Source organism: Comamonas sp. wu1-DMT, from assembly GCF_040187805.1.
In the GTDB taxonomy this organism is placed as follows: domain Bacteria; phylum Pseudomonadota; class Gammaproteobacteria; order Burkholderiales; family Burkholderiaceae_C; genus Comamonas; species Comamonas thiooxydans.
Map to the genome: position 1 here is coordinate 151,591 of NZ_JBANEM010000007.1, position 18,285 is coordinate 169,875.

Consider the following 18,285-nt stretch of genomic DNA (forward strand, 5'->3'; position numbering starts at 1 on the left):
GACAGTGTTATCGCGCGGGCTGGGGTATATGCCATTGCCTTGAAACCGGGCCGCGCCGTCCAATGCCCGCATGAGTCCTGCCGAGTTTGATTCCCTGACGGCCACCGTTCTGGTGGCCATTTTGTTGCTGGCCGCTGTGCTGGGCTTTGTGATGCGCGAGACCCGCTTTTGCACCGTGGGCGCCATCAGCGATGTGGTGTATTTGCAGGACTGGGGACGGGCGCGCCAGTGGTGCATGGCCATCGCCGTGAGCATGCTGGGCTTCACGGCGCTGGCGCTGTGGGGCCAGTTGCAGGTGGGTGATGCCCTTTATGCCAGCCGTCGCCTGCTGTGGCTGTCGGCCCTGGCGGGAGGGCTGTTGTTTGGCGGCGGCATGGTGCTGGCATCGGGTTGCGGGGCCAGGAATCTGACCCGGCTGGGCAGCGGCAGCCTCAAGGCGCTGGTGGTGCTGCTGGTCATGGGCGTGGCCGCCTTTGCCACGCTCAAGGGCATTACCGCCGTGGCGCGGGTGCGCTGGCTGGACAGCGTGCATCTTGAATTCGCGGGCCCGGCCCTGCTACCTGAGTGGCTGGCCGGTCATGTCGCCTGGCCCTTGACGCTGCTGCGCGGCGTGCTGGGCCTGGGCCTGGGGGCGCTCTTGCTGCTGCTGGCCCTCGATCCCCGGCCCGGCGCCGAGCGCAGCCGGGTCGTGCTGCTGGGCGGGCTGCTGGTGGGCCTGTGCGTGACGGCGGCCTGGTGGCTAGGCGGCCATCTGGCACTGGTGGCTGAGCACCCCGAGACGCTGGAGCAGGTCTATGCCGCGACCTATAGCGGCCGCATCGAGGCCTTCAGCTTTGTCACGCCGGTGGCGCACACGCTGGACTGGCTGATGTTCTTCAGTGATCGCAACAAGGTGCTGACCTGGGGCATTGCCTCGGTGGCTGGCGTGGTCCTGGGCAGCTTTGTCCATGCGCTGTGGCGCAGGGACTTCCAGTGGCAGGGCTTTGCCGACCGCCGGGACCTGGCCCGTCACTTGCTGGGCGGGCTGCTGATGGGCGTGGGCGGTGTGACGGCCATGGGCTGCACCGTGGGCCAGGGCATCAGCGCGATCTCCATGCTCAGTCTGGGCAGCTTTGTGGCGCTGGCCGGCATTGTGCTGGGGGCGGTGCTGATGCTGCGCCATCTGGCAAAGACGGCATGAAGAAAAGAAAATTCGATAGCTGCTTGCGCTTTCTGATGAACAGATTCAATATGAAAACCTGCTGAAAACGAGAAAAGGAGCGCGGTAGGCGCTCCTTTTTTATGGGTCTCAGCGTTTCAGAGCTGGCGCAGGCGCGCTGCAGCCTCGATCAGGGTTTCGTCTTTCTTGGCAAAGCAAAAGCGCACCACGCGCTGGTCGAAACCGTCGCCGTAGAAGGCCGACAGCGGAATTGCGGCCACGCCGATTTCCTTGACCAGCCACTGGCAGAACTCGGCCTCGTTGAGATCCGAGACCGAGGAGATGTCGGCACAGAGGAAATAAGTGCCGGCCGTGGGCAGCAGCTTCAGGCGCGAGCCCTGCAGGCCGCCGAGGAACAGATCGCGCTTGGCCTGGTAGAAGGCCGACAGCTCCAGATAGGGCGCCGGGTCCTGCATGTACTGCGCGAGACCCGCCTGCATGGGCGTGTTCACGGTGAACACATTGAACTGGTGCACCTTGCGGAACTCGGCGCTGAGGGCGGCGGGTGCGGCCACGGTGCCGACCTTCCAGCCCGTGACATGGTAGGTCTTGCCAAAGCTGGAGACGATGAAGGCGCGCTCGGCCAGGCCCGGGTAGCGGGCGCTGCTCAGATGCTGGGCGCCGTCGAAGACCATGTGCTCGTAGACCTCGTCGCTGATCAGCAGCACATTGGTGGGCGCCAGCAGGGCCTCTAGCTGGCGCATTTCCGCATCGCTCCAGATGGTGGCGCTGGGATTGTGCGGGCTGTTGATGATCAGCAGGCGCGTGCGTGGCGTGATGGCGGCCGCGATCCTGGCAAAGTCGGGGCGGAAGCTGCCTGGCGTCAGCGGCACCCGCACGGCCACGCCGCCGGCCATCTCGATATTGGGCACATAGCTGTCGTAGCAGGGGTCGAGCACGATGACTTCGTCGCCCGCATGCACGGTGGCCAGGATGGCAGTGAGAATGGCCTGGGTGGCGCCGGCGGTAATGGTGATTTCGCTGCCCGCGTCATAGCGGCGACCGTGCAGCGTTTCGATCTTGGCAGCCACGGCCTCGCGCAGCGCGGGCCAGCCCGTCATGGGCGGGTACTGGTTGTGACCGACGCGCATGGCGTCGTTGACAGCGTCGAGCAGCCTGGGGTCGCAACCGAAGTCGGGGAAGCCCTGGCCCAGATTGACGGCCTGGTGTTCGGCGGCCAGCGCCGACATGACGGTGAAAATGGTGGTGCCCACATTGGGCAGCTTGCTGGGGAAGTTGGGAGTCACGATAGTCTTGCAATGCATGGGCCGGGCGCACAGGCACCGGCCCTTGAGGCGGGCAGGATCAGAGCCCGAAGTCGTCCACGCTGCCGTTCATGGCGCGCATGATGAGGTCGCGCGAGAGACGGTCGCTGAGCAGCTCGGCAAACCGGTAGACGAAGTTGCGCAAGTATGCGCCGCGCTTGATGGCCACACGGGCCACGCTGGTGCCGAACAGATGGCCGACGGGGCGCACCACCAGGTCGTTGATGGGATCGTCGCGCATGGCCATCTCGGCCACGATGCCGATGCCCAGGCCCAGACGCACATAGGTCTTGATCACGTCGGCATCGATGGCTTCCAGCACGATATGCGGATGCAGGCGGCGCATCTCGAAGGCCTGGTCGATCTTGCCGCGTCCGGTAAACGACGGGTGGTAGGTGATCAGGGCTTCCTGGGCGATGTCCTCGAGCGTGATGCGCTCTTTCTGCGCCAGCGGGTGGCCCGTGGGGATGACCAGCACATGCTGCCATTCGTAGCAGGGCAGGGTCACCAGATCGGGGTAGTCGGCCAGCGATTCGGTGGCCATGCCGATCTCGGCGACTTCGTCGATCACCATGCGCGCGACTTCGGCGGGCGTGGCCTGGTGCAGGCTGATGGTGACCTTGGGATAGAGCTCGCGCAGGCGTGCCACGGCGGGCGGCAGCACATAGCGGGCCTGGGTGTGGGTGGTGGCGATGCTCAGCGTGCCGCTGTCCTGGGCGCTGTATTGCTCGCCGATGCGCTTGAGGTTGCCCACCTCGCGCATGATCAGCTCTATGCTCTTGAGGACTTCCTGTCCCGGCTCGGTGATGCGCTTGAGGCGCTTGCCGTGGCGCGCAAAGATATCGATGCCCAGCTCTTCTTCAAGCTCGATGATGGCTTTGGAGACTCCGGGCTGGGAGGTGTGCAAGGCCTTGGCCGCCTCGGTGAGGTTGAGATTGCGGCGGGCGGCTTCCTGAACGAAGCGGAATTGATGCAGGTTCATGACGGCATGGACTAAGAACTTGCATCATTATGCTTCAAATATCTAAAGAAGCTATTTTTTATTTGAAATCTGTATGTTTGAGCGCTTCGGTGCCGGCTGCCGCCTCTATTGCCAGCTGCGCCAGCAGGGACGTGACGCGCGGATTCTCGCCCGCCGCGGTCTGCAGATCGAACCGACAGGCGGGATGCTGCCGGCGCAATTCGTCCAGAAGGCGCGGAATGTCTTCTCGTGCATGTTTGCCAGTGCCGAGAAACAGCGGGAGCACGATCAGATGTCTGACACCTTGCGCAATCAGGGTCTGAGTGGCTGCAGGCAGATCCGGGGCGCAGGCGTCCAGATAGGCGCAGATGCAGGGCAGGTCGGGCCGCATTGCCTGTACCAGCTGGTGCACGGCCTCTATGGGTTGGCGCCAGAGAGCATCCCTGGAGCCATGGGCCAGCAGGATCAGACCGGTTTGATCTGGAGAAGGGGGTTGCTCGTCGTTCATGGCCTAGCGCCTCAGTACCAGCCAGCCAAAGGCCGAGAGCGATAGCGCGGTGTAGAGCAGGCCCGGCGCCGCGGCGGCCAGCCAGGGCCACCAGGATTGCAGGGTGCCTATATAGCCGAACACGTTGTTGAGCAGGAAGAAGCTGATGCCGGCCATCACCCCGCCAAACACATAGGCCGTGATGCCGCCCGAGCGGAAATGCAGATAGGCAAAAGGCAGGGCGAGAACCACCATCACCAGGCAGCTCAGCGGGTAGAAGACCTTGCGCCAGAACTCGATTTCGTACTTTTGCGCGGCCTGGCCGTTGTCCTGCAGATGGCGTATGAACTGGAACAGCGCAATCGTGGTCATGCGATCAGGCTTGAGCAGCGCGCCCGAGACCATGGCCGCAGTGACCTTGGTGGGCCAGTTCATGCTGGCTTCGCTGATTGGACTTAGCTTGGTGACATCGCCATCCTGGGCCACCTTGCTGCCTTGCACGCCCTGCAGCGTCCACTGCTCCCTGTCTTCATCGACCTGGGCCGACTGGGCGTTGATCTGCGCGGCGATACGGCCCTTGCTGTCGAACTCGAAGATGCGCACATTGACGAAGTCGCCAGGGCTCTTGACGGCGCCGACGTTGATGGCGACCGAGTGATCGCCTTGCTTTTCCTTGAGCCAGGCGCCTGTCGCGCCCCGGGAGATCTGGCCTTTGCTGACCACACGCAGTTTCTGGCTGAAGTTGTCGGCAGCGGGGGCAATATAGTCGCCCACCAGCACCGTGAGCAGCACAAAGCTCATGCCCAGAATCAGCAGCGTGCGCAGTGCCAGCCAGGGGCCCATGCCGCTGGTGCGCATGATGGTGAACTCCGAGCTCTGGGCGAACTTGGCCATCACGAAGATGGCGCCGATCAGCACGGCAATCGGCATCAGCTCGTAGAGGTGGCCCGGAATGGACAGGGCCACGAACAGCAGGGCGCGCGTGGCGGTGTAGCCGGCGTTGCCGCTGCCTACCCAGCGCATTTCATCGACCAGGTCGAAGAAGAAGAACAGCGCCAGAAAGGCCAGCGAGACATACAGGACGGCCTGTACGACCTCGCGATAGATCAGGTTGCGCAGGACTTTCATCGTGCCACCTCCTTGCGGGTGCCCGAGCGCTGCAGCAGATCGCGCGGCGACCAGCGGAAATGGCGCGCCAGCAGTACCAGCACGCTGACGATCAGGATGCTGCCGTGCAGCAGGCCCAGAATGCCCCACATGCCTATCTTGTTGGCGCTGACCCAGCTCTCGCCCAGTGTCATGAGGTTGTAGTAAACGATAAAGGCGAAGAGGGCGATCATCAGGCTGCTGCTATTGCCCGCACGCGGGTTCACGCTGGAGATGGCCAGGCCCAGAATGACAAAGTTGAGCGCGGCAAACGGCAGGCCCAGACGCCATGCGAGCACGGAGCGGGCAATCGGCTCGTCCTTGCCGATCAAGTCCTTGGTGGGCATGCTGCGCGCCGCCATCTCCTCAATGGCGACGGGGTTGTCGTTGTCGACCTGCACGCCGTATTCCTTGAATTCGGTGATGCGCACCGAGCCGTCGTCGCTGCGTGTCTCCATGCGCTGGCCGTCTTCGAGAATCACCATGCGCTGGCCCTTGATGACGGCCAGATGCGCGCCCTTTGCCGAGGTCACGGACTCCTTGCCGGGGTCGCGCGAGACCACGAAGACATTGCTGGCCGCCATGTCCGAGGGAGAGTCCTTGTCCACGAAGAACACGCGTGTGCCGCCGGCCGATTCCTGGAACTCGCCGGGTGCGATGCGATCCAAGTCGCTGCGCTGCTGGAACTGGGTCTTGATCTGCTCGATTTGCTGATAGGACCAGGGCAGCACGCCGAGGGCCAGGACGGCCGTGATGAGAATCACCGGCCAGGCAAAGCGCAGCAAGGGTTTGAGCAGGCTGGCCAGACCCTGGCCGGCGGCAAACCAGATGACCATCTCGCTGTCGCGGTACATGCGGGAAAGAGATCCCACAATGGCGACAAACAGACTCAGGCCCAAAATGGTCGGGAGTTGTCCGAGCACGGTGAAACCCATGACCAGCATCACGTCGGAAGGGCTGACACTGCCCTTGTAAGCCTGACCCAGGGTGCGGATCAGCATCATGGTCATCACCACAGTGATCAGAACCACGGCCGTCGCACCAAAGCTGCGGGCCAGCTCTTTGCGTATGGATGAATCGAATAACATTGGCTAAAAGGAAAACACCGATTATGAACTTTGAACTGAAGGCTCTGACCGCTGCCGCTGCAGCGCGCGAAAAATGTGATTTGCTGTTGGTGCTTGTTTCTGAACAGGCAGCATCGGGCACATTCGGCAGCGACGCCATCGGAGCCATGGTGGCTCATGCGGTGAAGCAGGGTGATTTTGCCCTGTCTTGCGGCAAGCAATTGCCTTTGTACCAAGTGCCCGCCATTGCCGCACGTCGTGTGGTGCTGCTGGGCGTGGGAGCTGGTACCCCCAAGGACGTGCGCAATGCCTTGGCCGGTTGCGGTGCGGTGCTCAAGACCGAAGGCATTGCCAAGGCTGTTGTGAGCTTTGCCTTTGATGCCGATGCCCAGGCTGTGGCGGCTGCCGTGCAGGCGGTTGCCGATGCGACCTACCTCTATACCCACACCAAATCCCAGGCCAAGCCCGTTGCGCTGACCAAGCTCGTGCTGGGCGTATCGTCCAAGACGGCTGCTGTTACCGCTGCTTTCAATACCGCAGTGGCGCAGCAGGAGGGCGTTGCCATGGCCCGCGAATGGGCCAACCGCCCGGCCAACCATGCAACGCCCACCTTGCTGGCCAATGCTGCCAAGAGCATTGCCAAGGCAGCACGCATGAGCTGCAAGATTCACGGCCCTGCCGATGTGGCCAAGCTGGGCATGGGTGCTTTCATGGCGGTGGCCCAGGGCTCGCGCGAACCCCTGCGCTTCATCGAATTGCACTACAACGGTGCGGCCAAGAACGTGGCCCCCATCGTGCTGGTGGGCAAGGGCATCACTTTTGACACCGGCGGCATATCGCTCAAGCCTGCAGCCGAGATGGACGAGATGAAGTTCGACATGGGCGGTGCTGCCAGCGTGCTGGGCGTGTTCCAGGCGCTGGCCAAGCTGCAGCCGGCCATCAATGTCGTGGGCCTGATTCCTGCATGCGAGAACATGCCCGACGGTGCAGCCGTCAAGCCTGGCGATGTGGTGACCAGCATGAGCGGTCAGACCATCGAGATCCTCAACACGGACGCAGAAGGTCGCCTGGTGCTGTGCGATGTGCTGCATTACGCAGCGCGTTTCAAGCCCTCTGCGCTGGTCGATATGGCCACGCTGACTGGCGCTTGCGTGATCGCCCTGGGCGGTTTGCGCAGCGGCCTGTTCTCGACCAGCGACGAGCTGGCAGCCGCGTTGCAGGCCGCTGGCGATGTTGCGCTTGATCCTTGCTGGCGCATGCCTCTGGACGAGGAGTACGCCGATGGTCTCAAGAGCAATTTTGCGGACATGGGCAACGTGGCAGGGCGCGCCGCAGGTGCGGTGACGGCCGCCAAGTTCCTGCAGAAATTTGTGGGCGATATTCCCTGGGCGCATCTGGATATCGCCGGTACTGCCTGGAAGAGCGGTGCTGCCAAGGGAGCTACGGGTCGCCCCGTAGGCCTGCTGGTGCAATATCTGCTGGGTCAGGAAGGCCGGGTTGCCGCTGCAGCAGCGACTGCTGCCAGGACCCCGGTGGCTCGCAAGAGTGCTGCCAAACCTGCGGCTTCGCGCCGCACGCCTGTGACTGCCAAGGCTTCGGCTTAAGAAAAGTCGGCAGATGCGGCCTGGTTTCAGGCCGCATCTGCCGCCAAGAGTTGTGACAGAAATTGCCTTTCATTTCAATGCACCAGACAAGCTGGGCTATGTGTGCCGATTCGCACGCAAGGCTCTGCGTCATGGTGCGCGTATCGTGGTTCTGGGGGATGGAGCTGCGCTGAGCCGGCTTTCGCCCCGTTTGTGGAGCGTGTCGGCCACGGATTTTCTCGCGCATGCTTGCGAGTCGGATGGAGCGCGGATGCTTGCTGCTTCTCCCGTCATCCTGGCCGAACACCTGCAGGACTTGCCTCATTACGATGTCCTGGTCAATCTCACGCCGCAGGTGCCGTCGGGGTTTGAGCGCTTCGCGCGCGTGGTGGAAATCGTTTCTTCCGGCGATGAGATGGATCGCCAGGATGCGCGTGCCCGCTGGCGCGACTATGCAGCGCGTGGTTTTTCCATCGTCCGGCACGATCTGAATCTCAAGGGCTAGGTCATGAACTCCTCATCCAAAGTTCCGCCACGCTTCGTCCCCACCCTGACCGAGGTGGTTCAGCCCGAAGCTGCCGCGCTTGAAGACACTGCGGACAGCGCTCAGTCGGCGCCACCGGAGCAGTCTCAGGGAGCTGCGCAGCAGGTGCTAGGCCCGCGGACGCTGGGAGACAGCGTTGTCCCTCTGGCGAGGCCGTCGTTTCACACCTCATGGCTGGCGGACGGTCTCTACGGCCGCGGCCGGCCTGCAGGTATTCCGCATCAACTGCCCCCTTTGCCGGAATCCTTGCCGCCGCAGCAGTCATTTGCGCAGAGCATGGCTGGGGAGGTGGTAGAAGCAATATCGGCCAGGCAGGTGGAGCCTGAGACTGAGTTGGTAACTGCCGAACTCGTGGAGGCATGTCCGCTCGCAGACCAGGCGGAGCAGCCATCCGTTACGGACGCAGGCCAACCCCAGGATGAAGAACTTCAACCCGGGTCTGAGGCACTCGATGAGGAAGCGGCCGAGCCACTCGTCCAGGCGCAAGATGTGGAGCAGGCTGTTGAACCCGCCCCGGTCTTTGGTGCAGCCGGCCTGCAGCAGGCACTGGATGCGCACGGTGCCGTGGTGACCGAAGAGTATCTGGTCCACAGACTCATGCAGCGGGTGGATCTGGTTCTGGAGCAGAAGCTCAAGGAAGCGATAGCGCAGGTTGTGGAAGCACAGACCCGATCCATGGTGCTGCGCCTGCGTGAAGAAGTGGAGACCGTGGTGCGTCAATCGGTCTACGAAGCCGTGGAGGCCGAGCTTGCACAGCAGACCCGGCAATAGCCGATAGCCGCTGGCCGCGGCATCCCAGCCTAGCGGTTCAGTCGCAGCGGACCGTTGAAAACCTCGGGGTTCAGAATATTGCTGGGCTGGCCGTTGGCAAAGTTCACCACGTTCTCGAACGCCGCGCGGAAATACAGCTCATAGCTGTCCTGTTCCACATAGCCGATATGGGGTGTGCATATGCAGTTCTCCAGCCTCAGCAAGGCATGGCCTTGCAGTATCGGCTCGCTTTCGAAGACATCGATGGCGGCCAGGCCGGGGCGGCCGCGGTTCAGGGCGCAGAGCAAGGCTTCGGGCTCCACCAGCTCGGCGCGCGAGGTGTTGACGAACAGGGCGGTCGGTTTCATCCGCGCCAGATCCTGTGCCGTCACGATGCCCCGCGTCGCGTCGTGCAGGCGCAGATGCAGCGACAACACATCGCATTGCTCGAAAAAGGCTTCCTTGGAGGGGGCGCTCAGATAGCCGTCGGCCTCGGCCTTGCGGCGCGAGGCTTCGCTGCCCCAGACGCAGACCTGCATGCCGAAAGCCTTGCCGTAGCCCGCCAGCAGCTGCCCGATGCGGCCATAACCCCAGATGCCCAGCATGCGTCCGCGCAGCACGCTGCCCAGCCCGAAGTTGGGCGGCATGGATGCCGCCTTGAGTCCCGACTGTTGCCAGGCACCATGTTTGAGATTGGCGATGTACTGCGGCAGGCGACGCATGGCCGACATGATCAGCGACCAGGTCAGCTCTGCCGGCGCAATCGGAGAGCCCACGCCTTCCGCGATCGCCACGCCACGCTCGCTGCAGGCCTGCACATCGATATGCGCGCCCGCCTTGCCCGTCTGGGCAATCAGCTTGAGCCGGGGCAGTTTATCGAGCAGCTGGCGCGAGATCTGGGTGCGCTCGCGAATCAGGACGATGACATCCGCATCGCGCAGCCGGACTGATAGCTGTCCCACACCCTTGATGGTGTTGGTGTAGACCTTGGCGTTGAAGGTATCGAGCAGCTTGGCGCAATCGAGCTTGCGAACCGCGTCTTGGTAATCGTCCAGGATAACGATGTTCACCACTGGCATCCTTAAGTAAGTGGCTGAGTTTATTGAATGAAATTCAATGCGATCAAAGGCTTAGGATTGCTCTCGTGAAAACTTACGCCAAATCGACGCCACCAGATTCCCTGCGTGCACACCCTACACACACCAGAGCTTAGCTCAGGTTTGGCACCGGTTTTGAAAGCCAGGCTGACGCATGGCATTTGCAGGCGCTTGATGACCATGCCCCAAGAAGCTCTGGGTTGCGAATGCCATTGTGATCCAGGCCGGAGACGGTCAGTGGCTTGCAGTGGCTGTGACCGGCAAAACTGGGGTTTACCGGTATGTCCGAGCTGGTACGCAGACGACCGGTGCGTCAGCGCATCGAGGCGACACGATCCGCAAATGCCGGGCTGCCGGGCACTCGTGGCATCTGCGGCTTGGCTGCTTCAGCACCGACCGTTCGAGCCTGTCCGATGTGCAGTAGCTTTGTAATATCTTCTGCCTGATTCAGAGGCCAAAGGTTTGCGCCTCCGGTCTGTTGACCAGGCGGTCATTTTCGGTGCGCTGCCAAATGCAAACCGGTTCGCAAACCGGTCCATATGGGTAAAAAGTTTGTCAAGCATTTCATATATGTCCAATCATTAACATCTCTGCCGGCCGCTTGCTCAATACCGGCGCGGATATCGATGACTGTGCGGGTGTCAGGGGCGGTCAGAAAATAATGTGTCGCAGCGTTCCCAATCAAGGTGAGAATGTGGCGATGGAGAAGAATAGTTATATTTCGTCACTTTCTGATTCTCGCCTGGATACCCAACCGCAACTGCTTGAGGTGGCTGTGGCCCAGGCATTTAATGCCGTGGTGATAACCGATGCCGAAATGGCTGGCGGTGGCCCGTTCATTAGCTATTGCAACAAGGCATTTACCAGCATGACCGGTTACGCCACAGAGGAGCTGCTGGGCCGGTCTCCGCGTATATTGCAGGGCCCCGAGACGGATCAGCAGGCGATTGAGCAATTGCGCCAATGCCTTGCCGAGGGTCGTTTTTTTTCAAGGTAGCGCAGTCAACTACCGCAAGGATGGAACGCCATACCATGTGTCCTGGAATATCTCTGCCGTGCGGGATGTAGACGGGAAGATCACGCATTTTGTATCCGTGCAGCAGGATGTGACGCGGCAGGTGGAAAGCGAAAGGCAGCGGGATTTGATGATCCAGGCGTTGAACTCGGCCAATGCGCCGGTATTCATTACCGATCGCAATGGCTATCTCGTGTTTGTCAATCATGCTTTTGAGCATCAGACGGGTTATTGCGCCGCAGAAGTAATGGGTCGCACGCCGGCCATGCTGCACTCCGGCTCACATACGGCACAGTTTTATGCCGAGTTGCGCGACGCCTTGGTGCGCGGAGAAAACTTCAGCCGGACTTTCATCAATCGGCGCAAGGATGGCGAGCTCTACCATGCCGCCCAGAGCATTTCGGCGCTGCGCGATGCCAGGCACCGGATAACGCACTATGTGAGCATTTCCAAAGACATCAGCGACCTGGTTCAGCGTGAACAGGAACTGCTGGTACGGGCCTACCGGGATGATCTGACCGGCTTGCCCAACCGCAGTGCCGGAAGTTATGAGCTGGAAAATTGCCAGCGAATTGCCGAGCGTCAAGGCGTTCCCTATGCACTGATCATGTGCGACGTCGATCTGTTCAAGCAGGTCAACGATCAGTTCGGCCATGAGGCCGGCGACCAGGTTCTGCAGCAGATCGCAAAAGTCCTCAGGAGCACCGTACGGTCTTCGGAGCATGTTGCGCGCTGGGGTGGAGAGGAGTTCCTGATCATCGTACCGGGCGTCGGCCTGCAGGCGGCCCTGGAGCTGGCCGAGCGGCTGCGCCGCAGCATCGCATCGCACAGCTACGCGGCGGCAGGAACCATCACCATGTCGTTCGGCGTGGGCAGCTGGCAGGCCGGTGAAGCCTCTGCGCAACTGCTGCGCCGCACCGACATGGCCTTGTACCGGGCCAAGAGTTCGGGCCGCAATCAGGTCCGGATGGCTCGCTATCCGGGCCGGAGCGACGAACTCGAGCGCAGCAGGGATGGCTCTCGTGACGCCTGGCCCGTCCCGCGCACCGGAGCCGGTAACTGATATTTGTCGGGAAATCGATTTCTCGGCTTTTGGACACTTGCTAACATCGCCCCGAATTCAACAGTCCACTGATCAAACGGACTCCTTCTTCCTAACCTCAGAGCATGGGTAGCCACCAATGTGTAGCCGCGCGAATGAGCTTTACTGATCGGCTGATTCATGCCTAGCAATTTGCAGCTGTACTTGTTGGTCGCGCCGGTATGCATAACGGCACTGGGCGCACTCATGGCTTTTTGCTGGCTTGCACAGCGCCGCTCAGTGTTTCTGCTCTCGACGGCTTGTGGGTTGACACTTACGGGGCTTGCCTTGGGTTGGCAGTGCTTGACACCTCACGGACAACTGGTTCGGTGGGCTGTTTACACCGGGCCCATTTATCTGCTTGGTGCCTGGCTCTGTACCTGGGGCGTCGCTCAAAAGTTTTCCGTCTCCTCATATCCCAAGATCTCGGCCCTGGTATCGATCATCGTGGTTGCTGCTCTTTACGAGTACAGCATCGTGCAGGACAACATTGCTGCGCGCGTGCTCTGGCTGAACACAGGGCTTGGCATCATTCACTTCATACCGTTTCCTGCCATTGCGCTAAAAAAAAGTCAGACGTGACGGGCTGGAAAAGCTGCTTTACCGGTCCTATGGGGCCTTTGCGATCTATACAGTGCTCAGGCCCATCATGGTGCTGTTTCTGGGATTCACTGAGCTCCAGGACATGCTCAGCTCCATTTACTGGTTGGTCACCATGCTGGGCTCGCTATTGTTCAGCCTGGTGTTCTCGGGCCTCATGCTCATCGTTTCGATGAGGGATGCAATGGCCACACTCAGAGACGAGCGCAATCACGACATGCTGACTCGCGTGTTGAATCGTCGCGGCTTCTGGGAGCTTGCAGACCCGCTGGCCCGGGATCGAAAAGCGCAACCGCTTTCCATCGTGGTGGCGGATCTGGATCACTTCAAGCGGGTCAACGACAACTGGGGGCACGAATATGGAGACGGAGTACTCAAGGCCGTCGCGGAAGTCATACAGGCAAGTGTCCGTGGAACCGACCTGGTGGCTCGCTTTGGAGGCGAAGAATTTGTGCTGCTGTTGACCCATGCCGACATTGAGACTGCACAACGTGTGGCGCAGCGTATTCGTGCCGGAGCGGTCGAGATCATTGCGCCATTGCCCGATGGTCAGCGCGTGACCTTGAGCATGGGTGTCGTTGTCAGTCCATTCGGCAGCGATCTGCGCGAAGCCCTAATGAGGGCTGACCAGCAACTCTACAAGGCCAAGGAGCTTGGGCGCGATCAGGTCGTCGTGCATGGACCCGGGGACGTCGCGGCAGCGGCGTGAGATACCGGATGCACTCAGCTCTTCTTGCTGAAGAGTGACGGCCGCTCGGCGGACTGCGCTGCATCGCGCATAAATGGCGGCACGGACAGTACAAGCAAAAGAGCGGCCAGCGGAACCACGCAGATGAAGCCGATATGCTTGAAGCCCAGTGCACCGGTAATGCCGCCCAGCACAAACATCAAGATCAGCCCTGCGGACACCTTCATACGGCGCCAGTCATGCCGAACCAGGGGCGACAGTTGAAGGCCGGCGTTGGCGTGGCGCTTCCAGAAGAACATCTTGCCCAGTTCCATGCCCAGATCCGTGAAATTGCCGGTCATGTGCGTGGTGCGAGTGCTGCCGCCGGATGTCTTGGAACCCACGGCATTCTGCAAACCCATCATGAAGGACAGCAGCAGAACGGTCAGCGGCACTGCGAAGGGAGTGTTCCAGGTCAAGGTGACTGTGCCCATCAGGCCGAAGGCAATCAGCATGACGGCCTCCAGCATCAGCGGCAGGGCATAGACGCTGTACAGATGGCGTTTGCGCCCCCAGTTCACCAGCAACGCGCAGACGGCCGCGCCTGTTGTAAAGGCGATGATGGCACCAAGCGCATTCAGCAGCAGCTTGGCGTTCTCAAGCACCAGGCCGTCAGCCAGTTGAGAGGCAAAGCCCGTCATGTGCGAGGTATACATCCGCAGCACAAGAAAGCCGCCAGCGTTGACCGCGCCTGCGTTAAAGGCCAGCAGCAGACCCAGGGCGACATTGGTGGACGGCGTGCGATGCCGGTTGGTGAGATGGCGAAGTCTGCGCATCAAGGATTCCACTGACAAAAGTGCACCCATGACGGGGTGCATCAATGCTGGCAAATTGGTTTGCCAGCGACCATGCAGGAATCATTGTGGGCCAACTTGGATACGTGAGCTGCCTGGTGCGTGATGGCATTGGTCAGCGAATTCACCGGCTTACATCAGCAATGCCATGGGGTGGTCTGCCGGTAAGGTGTGTTCAAAGCTGATGTCTGGGTAAGTGCGGCCTTCCACATGAACGCGGTCTCGGCCAGCATTTTTGGCGCTGTACAGCAACTGGTCGGCTTGCCTCAGTGCACCTTCAAGCTGGTCGGCATTGCTGATTGAAGTGATGCCAAAGCTCAGCGTCAGGGCTGGCCCTTTCGGCAATAGCTCCTGGTCATTTCTCAACTCCAGGCCAATGCGCTTGGCGACTTGCTCGGCACCTTGCAAATCGATCTTTGTCAGCAGAACCATAAACTCTTCACCGCCGAAGCGTGCAACCAGATCATTGCTGCGCACATTGTGCTGCATCGCTCTGGCGACAAGCTGCAAGACCTCGTCACCTTTGTCATGCCCCCAGTTGTCGTTGATGCGTTTGAAATGATCAATATCGCTGGCCAGAAGCGCCATGGGATATAGGCGTTGGTCGGCCAGGCGATGCTGTGCGGCTTCACTGAATGCGCGGCGATTCAGTATCTGGGTCAGAGCATCCAGGTCGCGTTCAGTGCGCAGTTGACGGACTGTGTCCCTGATGGTGACTGCACAGACTAAAACCGTGAAGAGCAATGCAAAAAGCAAAATACTCATCAGCGTTGTCAGCCAATAGGTTGAGTTGGCATCCATGGCATCGCCGAGACCGTTATGCGCGAAAGTCGCGACCAGCGTCGGGCGCAGCATGGTAAAGACGGCATAAAACACATAGGACCACAGCAAAATCCTATCCAGCCAGTCGTTGGTGAGGCCTCGTTTGAGGACTGCCGGCACTGGCAGCAAGAGCATCAGAGCTACGCCTATACCGAATGTGTGCAGTCTACCCACCTGGTTCTGTGCCACGTTGGCGAAATAGTAGAGCGAGGCCAGCGTCGCGGCACACAAGACAAGGGCTGCAAGCGGATATGTGGGTACGCACCGACGCTCTGAAAAGCTCTTGGAAAAACACCAAGCTCCCGCCAGAAACAGTGCGTTGACGAGAACCACATAGTGATTGAGGACTTCAAACTTCAGCACGCTGCGAATGCTGATGGACATTGCGGTTAGCAGGAAAGAGGCGCACAGCCAGAGTAGAAAGCGTTGCTTGGGCTGGGTCGCCCAGCACACTCCCAGCAGGCCGGCCAGGAAGAGCAGGGATAGAGATGGCATCAACACAAAGATGTGGTCGTTGCTCGTATGCATACACACAGCCCTTCTGCTAGTGATCACCAACAGACAGGCCAGACTGGCCATATCTCTAGTCAAATCTAAATGCCAAGGCGGCCATTAATGTGTCAGCCGCTCATCTTCCGGATCACAAATTAACAACTTCTTGCGATTTCTGACAGTTCACTTTTCCTCTTTTGGAGGTGAAATAACTAAAAGTGACATTGGCTGACAGAGTGCCGCCAACTTCGTCGGTGCCAACCCTTGGCCCATATGTATGAAGGAGATGAGAGATTGATGTGAGTCAGGATTTTTTGCGGCTCAATGAAAAAGGCGGCATTTGCTACATTGAGCCCATGAAAAAAGCACTTGGAACCACCAGCGCAGTACTTTCTGCACTGGCCATCAGCGGTTGTGCCCAGCCTCAGTCCGCTGCGCCTGTGATCGGCATGGCCAACCCCGCATCGGTGTACTGCGCCAAGCTGGGCGGCAAGACCCGCATCGAGAAGACCACTGCCGGAGAGCGCGGCATCTGCGTGCTGCCCAACGGCACGGAAATCGACGAGTGGGAGCTGTTCCGCCGCGACCACCCTGCAAAGTAACCGAGCCGTAGTCCTAACATCAGCGGGCTCAAGTGCTAGTAGGTTCTTGGTGCACGGCGGATGACTCGGGCATTTACCTCGCTGAGGCCAAGGGGGCGGCGCGACCCATCGTGTCTCCGTGAATGGCAGACAAAAAAGCCCATACGGCGCAGGCTGGGTGGGCGGGGTCTGGACAGTTCAGCCAGCTTTATCAATGGCTAAGGCATTGGCTGTGCCCAAAATAGTCAGCACCGCGCCGTCTTGGGGCTGCGCAAAGAAGTCATACCGTTCTTGCTGCAGCTGCATTCGATCTGCTTGCTGTATGCAAATCTGAAAAATCTGTGCGAACTTGTGGCGCTTTAGATGGGCCGCGTAGGCACCACGTATGTCAAAGCATGCTTTTTGCTGTCAGCCGTGAATTGGGCGGCGCAGACAGTGCCGTGCCGCATGCAGCAATTGGTAACTGATAAGTGCTCCTGGCAATGCCATGCGAATGACGTAGTGATAAGTTTTTTCATCTGTCCTTCGGCTCACCAGCTATACCTGAAGAATTCCTTGGGGGCTCGAGGTGCAGCTCTTATGAAGGAGAAAATCATGGCCACTCCAGTCAGCGTTGAGAAGCTAGAAGTCAGGTCACACAGCGAGCCTGATGAACTTCGCACACCTAGCAAAACTCGCGTGGAGCTCGTAAAGCTTCAGGGCTACACGATTGGACGGTTCAACTTTGAGCCCGGATGGCGCTGGTCCGAATGCATCAAGCCCGTGGTGAAGACCGACTACTGCCAGCTCTCGCATGTGGGGCACGTTGTTTCGGGAAAGCTCACCGTTCAAATGCAGGACGGCTCTCAGAAAATGCTCAGCGCAGGGGAGTCCTACGCCATCCCACCCGGTCACGATGCCTGGGTCGAAGGGACTGAACCCTTTGTCGGCCTTGAGGTGCTGAGTGCAGAGGTCTACGCAAAACCTTCCGAGTAACGCTCGCGCAAGTGCTTGCGGGCTTGCCATAGCAGATTGAGGTAGCGGTAGTACATGCCAACCACTTGGCAAAAAAGCCTGCTAGGTCTGGAACCTTGCGGGCTTTTGTCTGCTTGGCGGGCGTTTCCGAGCTTCTGAATTGGCGATTGCGTTGCGCCCGCCCTATCTGCATTTGAAGGTGTGCTGCAGCTGATGGCATCGTCTGGATTGAACTAGCAGTCTTGCTTTCCATAGCAGGCAGCAGCCGGCTGTGTTGGCTGTCGTGGTGCTGGAGCTGTTGCCGTTGCCGTACGGTGTCGATGGGGCATGGGCTGTTCGCGGGGGGCAGCGGGACGGTAGATCAGGGCTTTTCACGCAGGCACTGGACGGTGTGGGCGTCCAGCCATTCGGCGTGCATGCCCGGGCAGGCGAACTCGTCGCGCACGGATTTGGTGAGGGTGGTGGGTTCGTCTGCCTGGGCGTTGGGGGTGGCAAGCCACAGTACGCCCATGAAGATGGCGGCGACGAGGATCAGGGATTCGATGATCTTTTCCATGATATTTCTCCGGTCTGGCGCTTGTCAGGAAAACGCCTGTGGTTATCAAAATCGATGAGGTCGACCGTTCACAGCGGCCAGGCTTCCGGGGTGGTGGCAATGACGACCGCCACGCCGATGAGGCAAAAGATCCCCAGGAGGCTGAGGCCCCATTGCACGGCGGTCAGTAGCCTTGTTCCAAGGCCGGGGCGATCAAGAGCAGGACTGTCAGGAGCAGCGCGAGCAGGGCGGTGGGGATGTGTGGCCATTTCACAGGCCTCCCTTCTCGCGCAGGCGCTGCACGAGGTCTTCATCAACGGGTTGAGGAACGGTGCTGTACAGCATGGAGTCTCCTTTTGGCGAGAAGCAGGCCCGCTGGATGGGCGGTGTCGGATAAAAAAAGACCAGCGCTCTTGAGAGCAGGTGAAACCAACAAAGGTATGGTGGAGTGAATGCGCTTCGCGCTCTGGCGCAGCAAGCTGTTGCCTTGAATTTTACTGTTATTTTTATCAGTGCTGTTCATTTGTACAGTAGTTTAAATTTCCCCTGTACAGCGCGTCAACAGACATCGACCTCATGTGTTGCG

Annotated in this window: 19 protein-coding genes; 10 read left to right on the forward strand and 9 right to left on the reverse strand. The window is 60.2% G+C overall.

Going from position 1 to position 18,285, the window contains the following annotated elements; genetic code table 11:
• The first annotated feature begins 70 nt into the window (after positions 1 to 70).
• Complete coding sequence (locus tag V8Z78_RS12250; RefSeq protein WP_349731444.1) at positions 71 to 1,180, forward strand: YeeE/YedE family protein; 1,110 nt, start codon at positions 71 to 73, stop codon at positions 1,178 to 1,180.
• Between the two features lie 116 nt (positions 1,181 to 1,296).
• On the opposite strand, the gene V8Z78_RS12255 is transcribed toward V8Z78_RS12250, so the two are convergent.
• Genes V8Z78_RS12255 through lptF form a run of 5 tightly spaced genes read right to left on the reverse strand, consistent with a single transcriptional unit; the run spans position 1,297 to position 6,145 of the window.
• Complete coding sequence (locus V8Z78_RS12255) at positions 1,297 to 2,463, reverse strand: pyridoxal phosphate-dependent aminotransferase (RefSeq protein WP_349731445.1); 1,167 nt, start codon at positions 2,461 to 2,463, stop codon at positions 1,297 to 1,299.
• 40 nt (positions 2,464 to 2,503) lie between these two features.
• On the reverse strand, positions 2,504 to 3,445 hold the full coding sequence (locus tag V8Z78_RS12260) for a CysB family HTH-type transcriptional regulator (protein WP_349731446.1): 942 nt from the start codon (positions 3,443 to 3,445) through the stop codon (positions 2,504 to 2,506).
• 58 nt (positions 3,446 to 3,503) lie between these two features.
• Positions 3,504 to 3,932 (reverse strand): sirohydrochlorin chelatase, encoded by a 429-nt coding sequence (locus tag V8Z78_RS12265; protein ID WP_046460166.1) that lies wholly within the window; start codon positions 3,930 to 3,932, stop codon positions 3,504 to 3,506.
• A gap of 3 nt (positions 3,933 to 3,935) precedes the next feature.
• Positions 3,936 to 5,039, reverse strand: coding sequence for an LPS export ABC transporter permease LptG (gene lptG / locus V8Z78_RS12270; RefSeq protein WP_046460167.1), 1,104 nt, complete (start codon positions 5,037 to 5,039; stop codon positions 3,936 to 3,938).
• Positions 5,036 to 6,145, reverse strand: coding sequence for an LPS export ABC transporter permease LptF (lptF, locus tag V8Z78_RS12275; protein WP_012838835.1), 1,110 nt, complete (start codon positions 6,143 to 6,145; stop codon positions 5,036 to 5,038). Before lptF ends, lptG begins: the two co-directional genes overlap by 4 nt.
• A gap of 23 nt (positions 6,146 to 6,168) precedes the next feature.
• Between lptF and V8Z78_RS12280 the strand changes: the two genes are divergently transcribed.
• Genes V8Z78_RS12280 through V8Z78_RS12290 form a run of 3 tightly spaced genes read left to right on the forward strand, consistent with a single transcriptional unit; the run spans position 6,169 to position 9,022 of the window.
• Positions 6,169 to 7,728: a leucyl aminopeptidase gene (locus V8Z78_RS12280; RefSeq protein ID WP_349731447.1), complete on the forward strand. Its 1,560-nt coding sequence runs from the start codon at positions 6,169 to 6,171 to the stop codon at positions 7,726 to 7,728.
• 52 nt (positions 7,729 to 7,780) lie between these two features.
• Positions 7,781 to 8,212 carry a DNA polymerase III subunit chi gene (locus V8Z78_RS12285; RefSeq protein WP_034361514.1) on the forward strand — a complete coding sequence of 144 codons (432 nt, stop codon included), beginning with the start codon at positions 7,781 to 7,783 and terminating at the stop codon, positions 8,210 to 8,212.
• A gap of 3 nt (positions 8,213 to 8,215) precedes the next feature.
• The gene (locus V8Z78_RS12290; protein WP_046460169.1) at positions 8,216 to 9,022 is read left to right on the forward strand and encodes a hypothetical protein; all 807 of its coding nucleotides are present in this window, start codon (positions 8,216 to 8,218) and stop codon (positions 9,020 to 9,022) included.
• A 29-nt stretch (positions 9,023 to 9,051) separates the two neighbouring features.
• Here V8Z78_RS12290 and V8Z78_RS12295 read toward each other — a convergent pair whose 3' ends face one another.
• The gene (locus V8Z78_RS12295) at positions 9,052 to 10,071 is read right to left on the reverse strand and encodes a D-2-hydroxyacid dehydrogenase family protein (RefSeq protein ID WP_349731448.1); all 1,020 of its coding nucleotides are present in this window, start codon (positions 10,069 to 10,071) and stop codon (positions 9,052 to 9,054) included.
• 628 nt (positions 10,072 to 10,699) lie between these two features.
• Here V8Z78_RS12295 and V8Z78_RS12300 point away from each other — a divergent pair.
• The 4 genes from V8Z78_RS12300 to V8Z78_RS12315 all read left to right on the forward strand — a co-directional run bounded on the left by V8Z78_RS12300 (position 10,700) and on the right by V8Z78_RS12315 (position 13,503).
• Positions 10,700 to 11,095, forward strand: coding sequence for a PAS domain-containing protein (locus V8Z78_RS12300; RefSeq protein WP_349731449.1), 396 nt, complete (start codon positions 10,700 to 10,702; stop codon positions 11,093 to 11,095).
• Positions 11,067 to 12,176 (forward strand): GGDEF domain-containing protein, encoded by a 1,110-nt coding sequence (locus tag V8Z78_RS12305; protein WP_349731450.1) that lies wholly within the window; start codon positions 11,067 to 11,069, stop codon positions 12,174 to 12,176. The genes V8Z78_RS12300 and V8Z78_RS12305 overlap by 29 nt, the downstream gene beginning before the upstream one ends.
• A gap of 159 nt (positions 12,177 to 12,335) precedes the next feature.
• Positions 12,336 to 12,776, forward strand: a complete 441-nt coding sequence (locus V8Z78_RS12310; protein ID WP_349731451.1) for a hypothetical protein — start codon at positions 12,336 to 12,338, stop codon at positions 12,774 to 12,776.
• 67 nt (positions 12,777 to 12,843) lie between these two features.
• The gene (locus V8Z78_RS12315; protein WP_349731452.1) at positions 12,844 to 13,503 is read left to right on the forward strand and encodes a GGDEF domain-containing protein; all 660 of its coding nucleotides are present in this window, start codon (positions 12,844 to 12,846) and stop codon (positions 13,501 to 13,503) included.
• A 14-nt stretch (positions 13,504 to 13,517) separates the two neighbouring features.
• On the opposite strand, the gene V8Z78_RS12320 is transcribed toward V8Z78_RS12315, so the two are convergent.
• Positions 13,518 to 14,297 carry a YoaK family protein gene (locus V8Z78_RS12320; RefSeq protein WP_012838828.1) on the reverse strand — a complete coding sequence of 260 codons (780 nt, stop codon included), beginning with the start codon at positions 14,295 to 14,297 and terminating at the stop codon, positions 13,518 to 13,520.
• Positions 14,298 to 14,447: 150 nt separating this feature from the next.
• A complete protein-coding gene (locus V8Z78_RS12325) occupies positions 14,448 to 15,665 on the reverse strand; it encodes a GGDEF domain-containing protein (RefSeq protein ID WP_349731453.1) in 1,218 nt (405 codons plus the stop codon).
• 320 nt (positions 15,666 to 15,985) lie between these two features.
• Between V8Z78_RS12325 and V8Z78_RS12330 the strand changes: the two genes are divergently transcribed.
• Both V8Z78_RS12330 and V8Z78_RS12335 read left to right on the forward strand, forming a co-directional pair.
• Positions 15,986 to 16,231 carry a putative hemolysin gene (locus tag V8Z78_RS12330; RefSeq protein WP_034377602.1) on the forward strand — a complete coding sequence of 82 codons (246 nt, stop codon included), beginning with the start codon at positions 15,986 to 15,988 and terminating at the stop codon, positions 16,229 to 16,231.
• Positions 16,232 to 16,804: 573 nt separating this feature from the next.
• Complete coding sequence (locus V8Z78_RS12335; protein ID WP_034361542.1) at positions 16,805 to 17,185, forward strand: cupin domain-containing protein; 381 nt, start codon at positions 16,805 to 16,807, stop codon at positions 17,183 to 17,185.
• Between the two features lie 340 nt (positions 17,186 to 17,525).
• Here V8Z78_RS12335 and V8Z78_RS12340 read toward each other — a convergent pair whose 3' ends face one another.
• Positions 17,526 to 17,720, reverse strand: a complete 195-nt coding sequence (locus tag V8Z78_RS12340; protein ID WP_003053971.1) for a hypothetical protein — start codon at positions 17,718 to 17,720, stop codon at positions 17,526 to 17,528.
• Between the last annotated feature and the right edge of the window lie 565 nt (positions 17,721 to 18,285).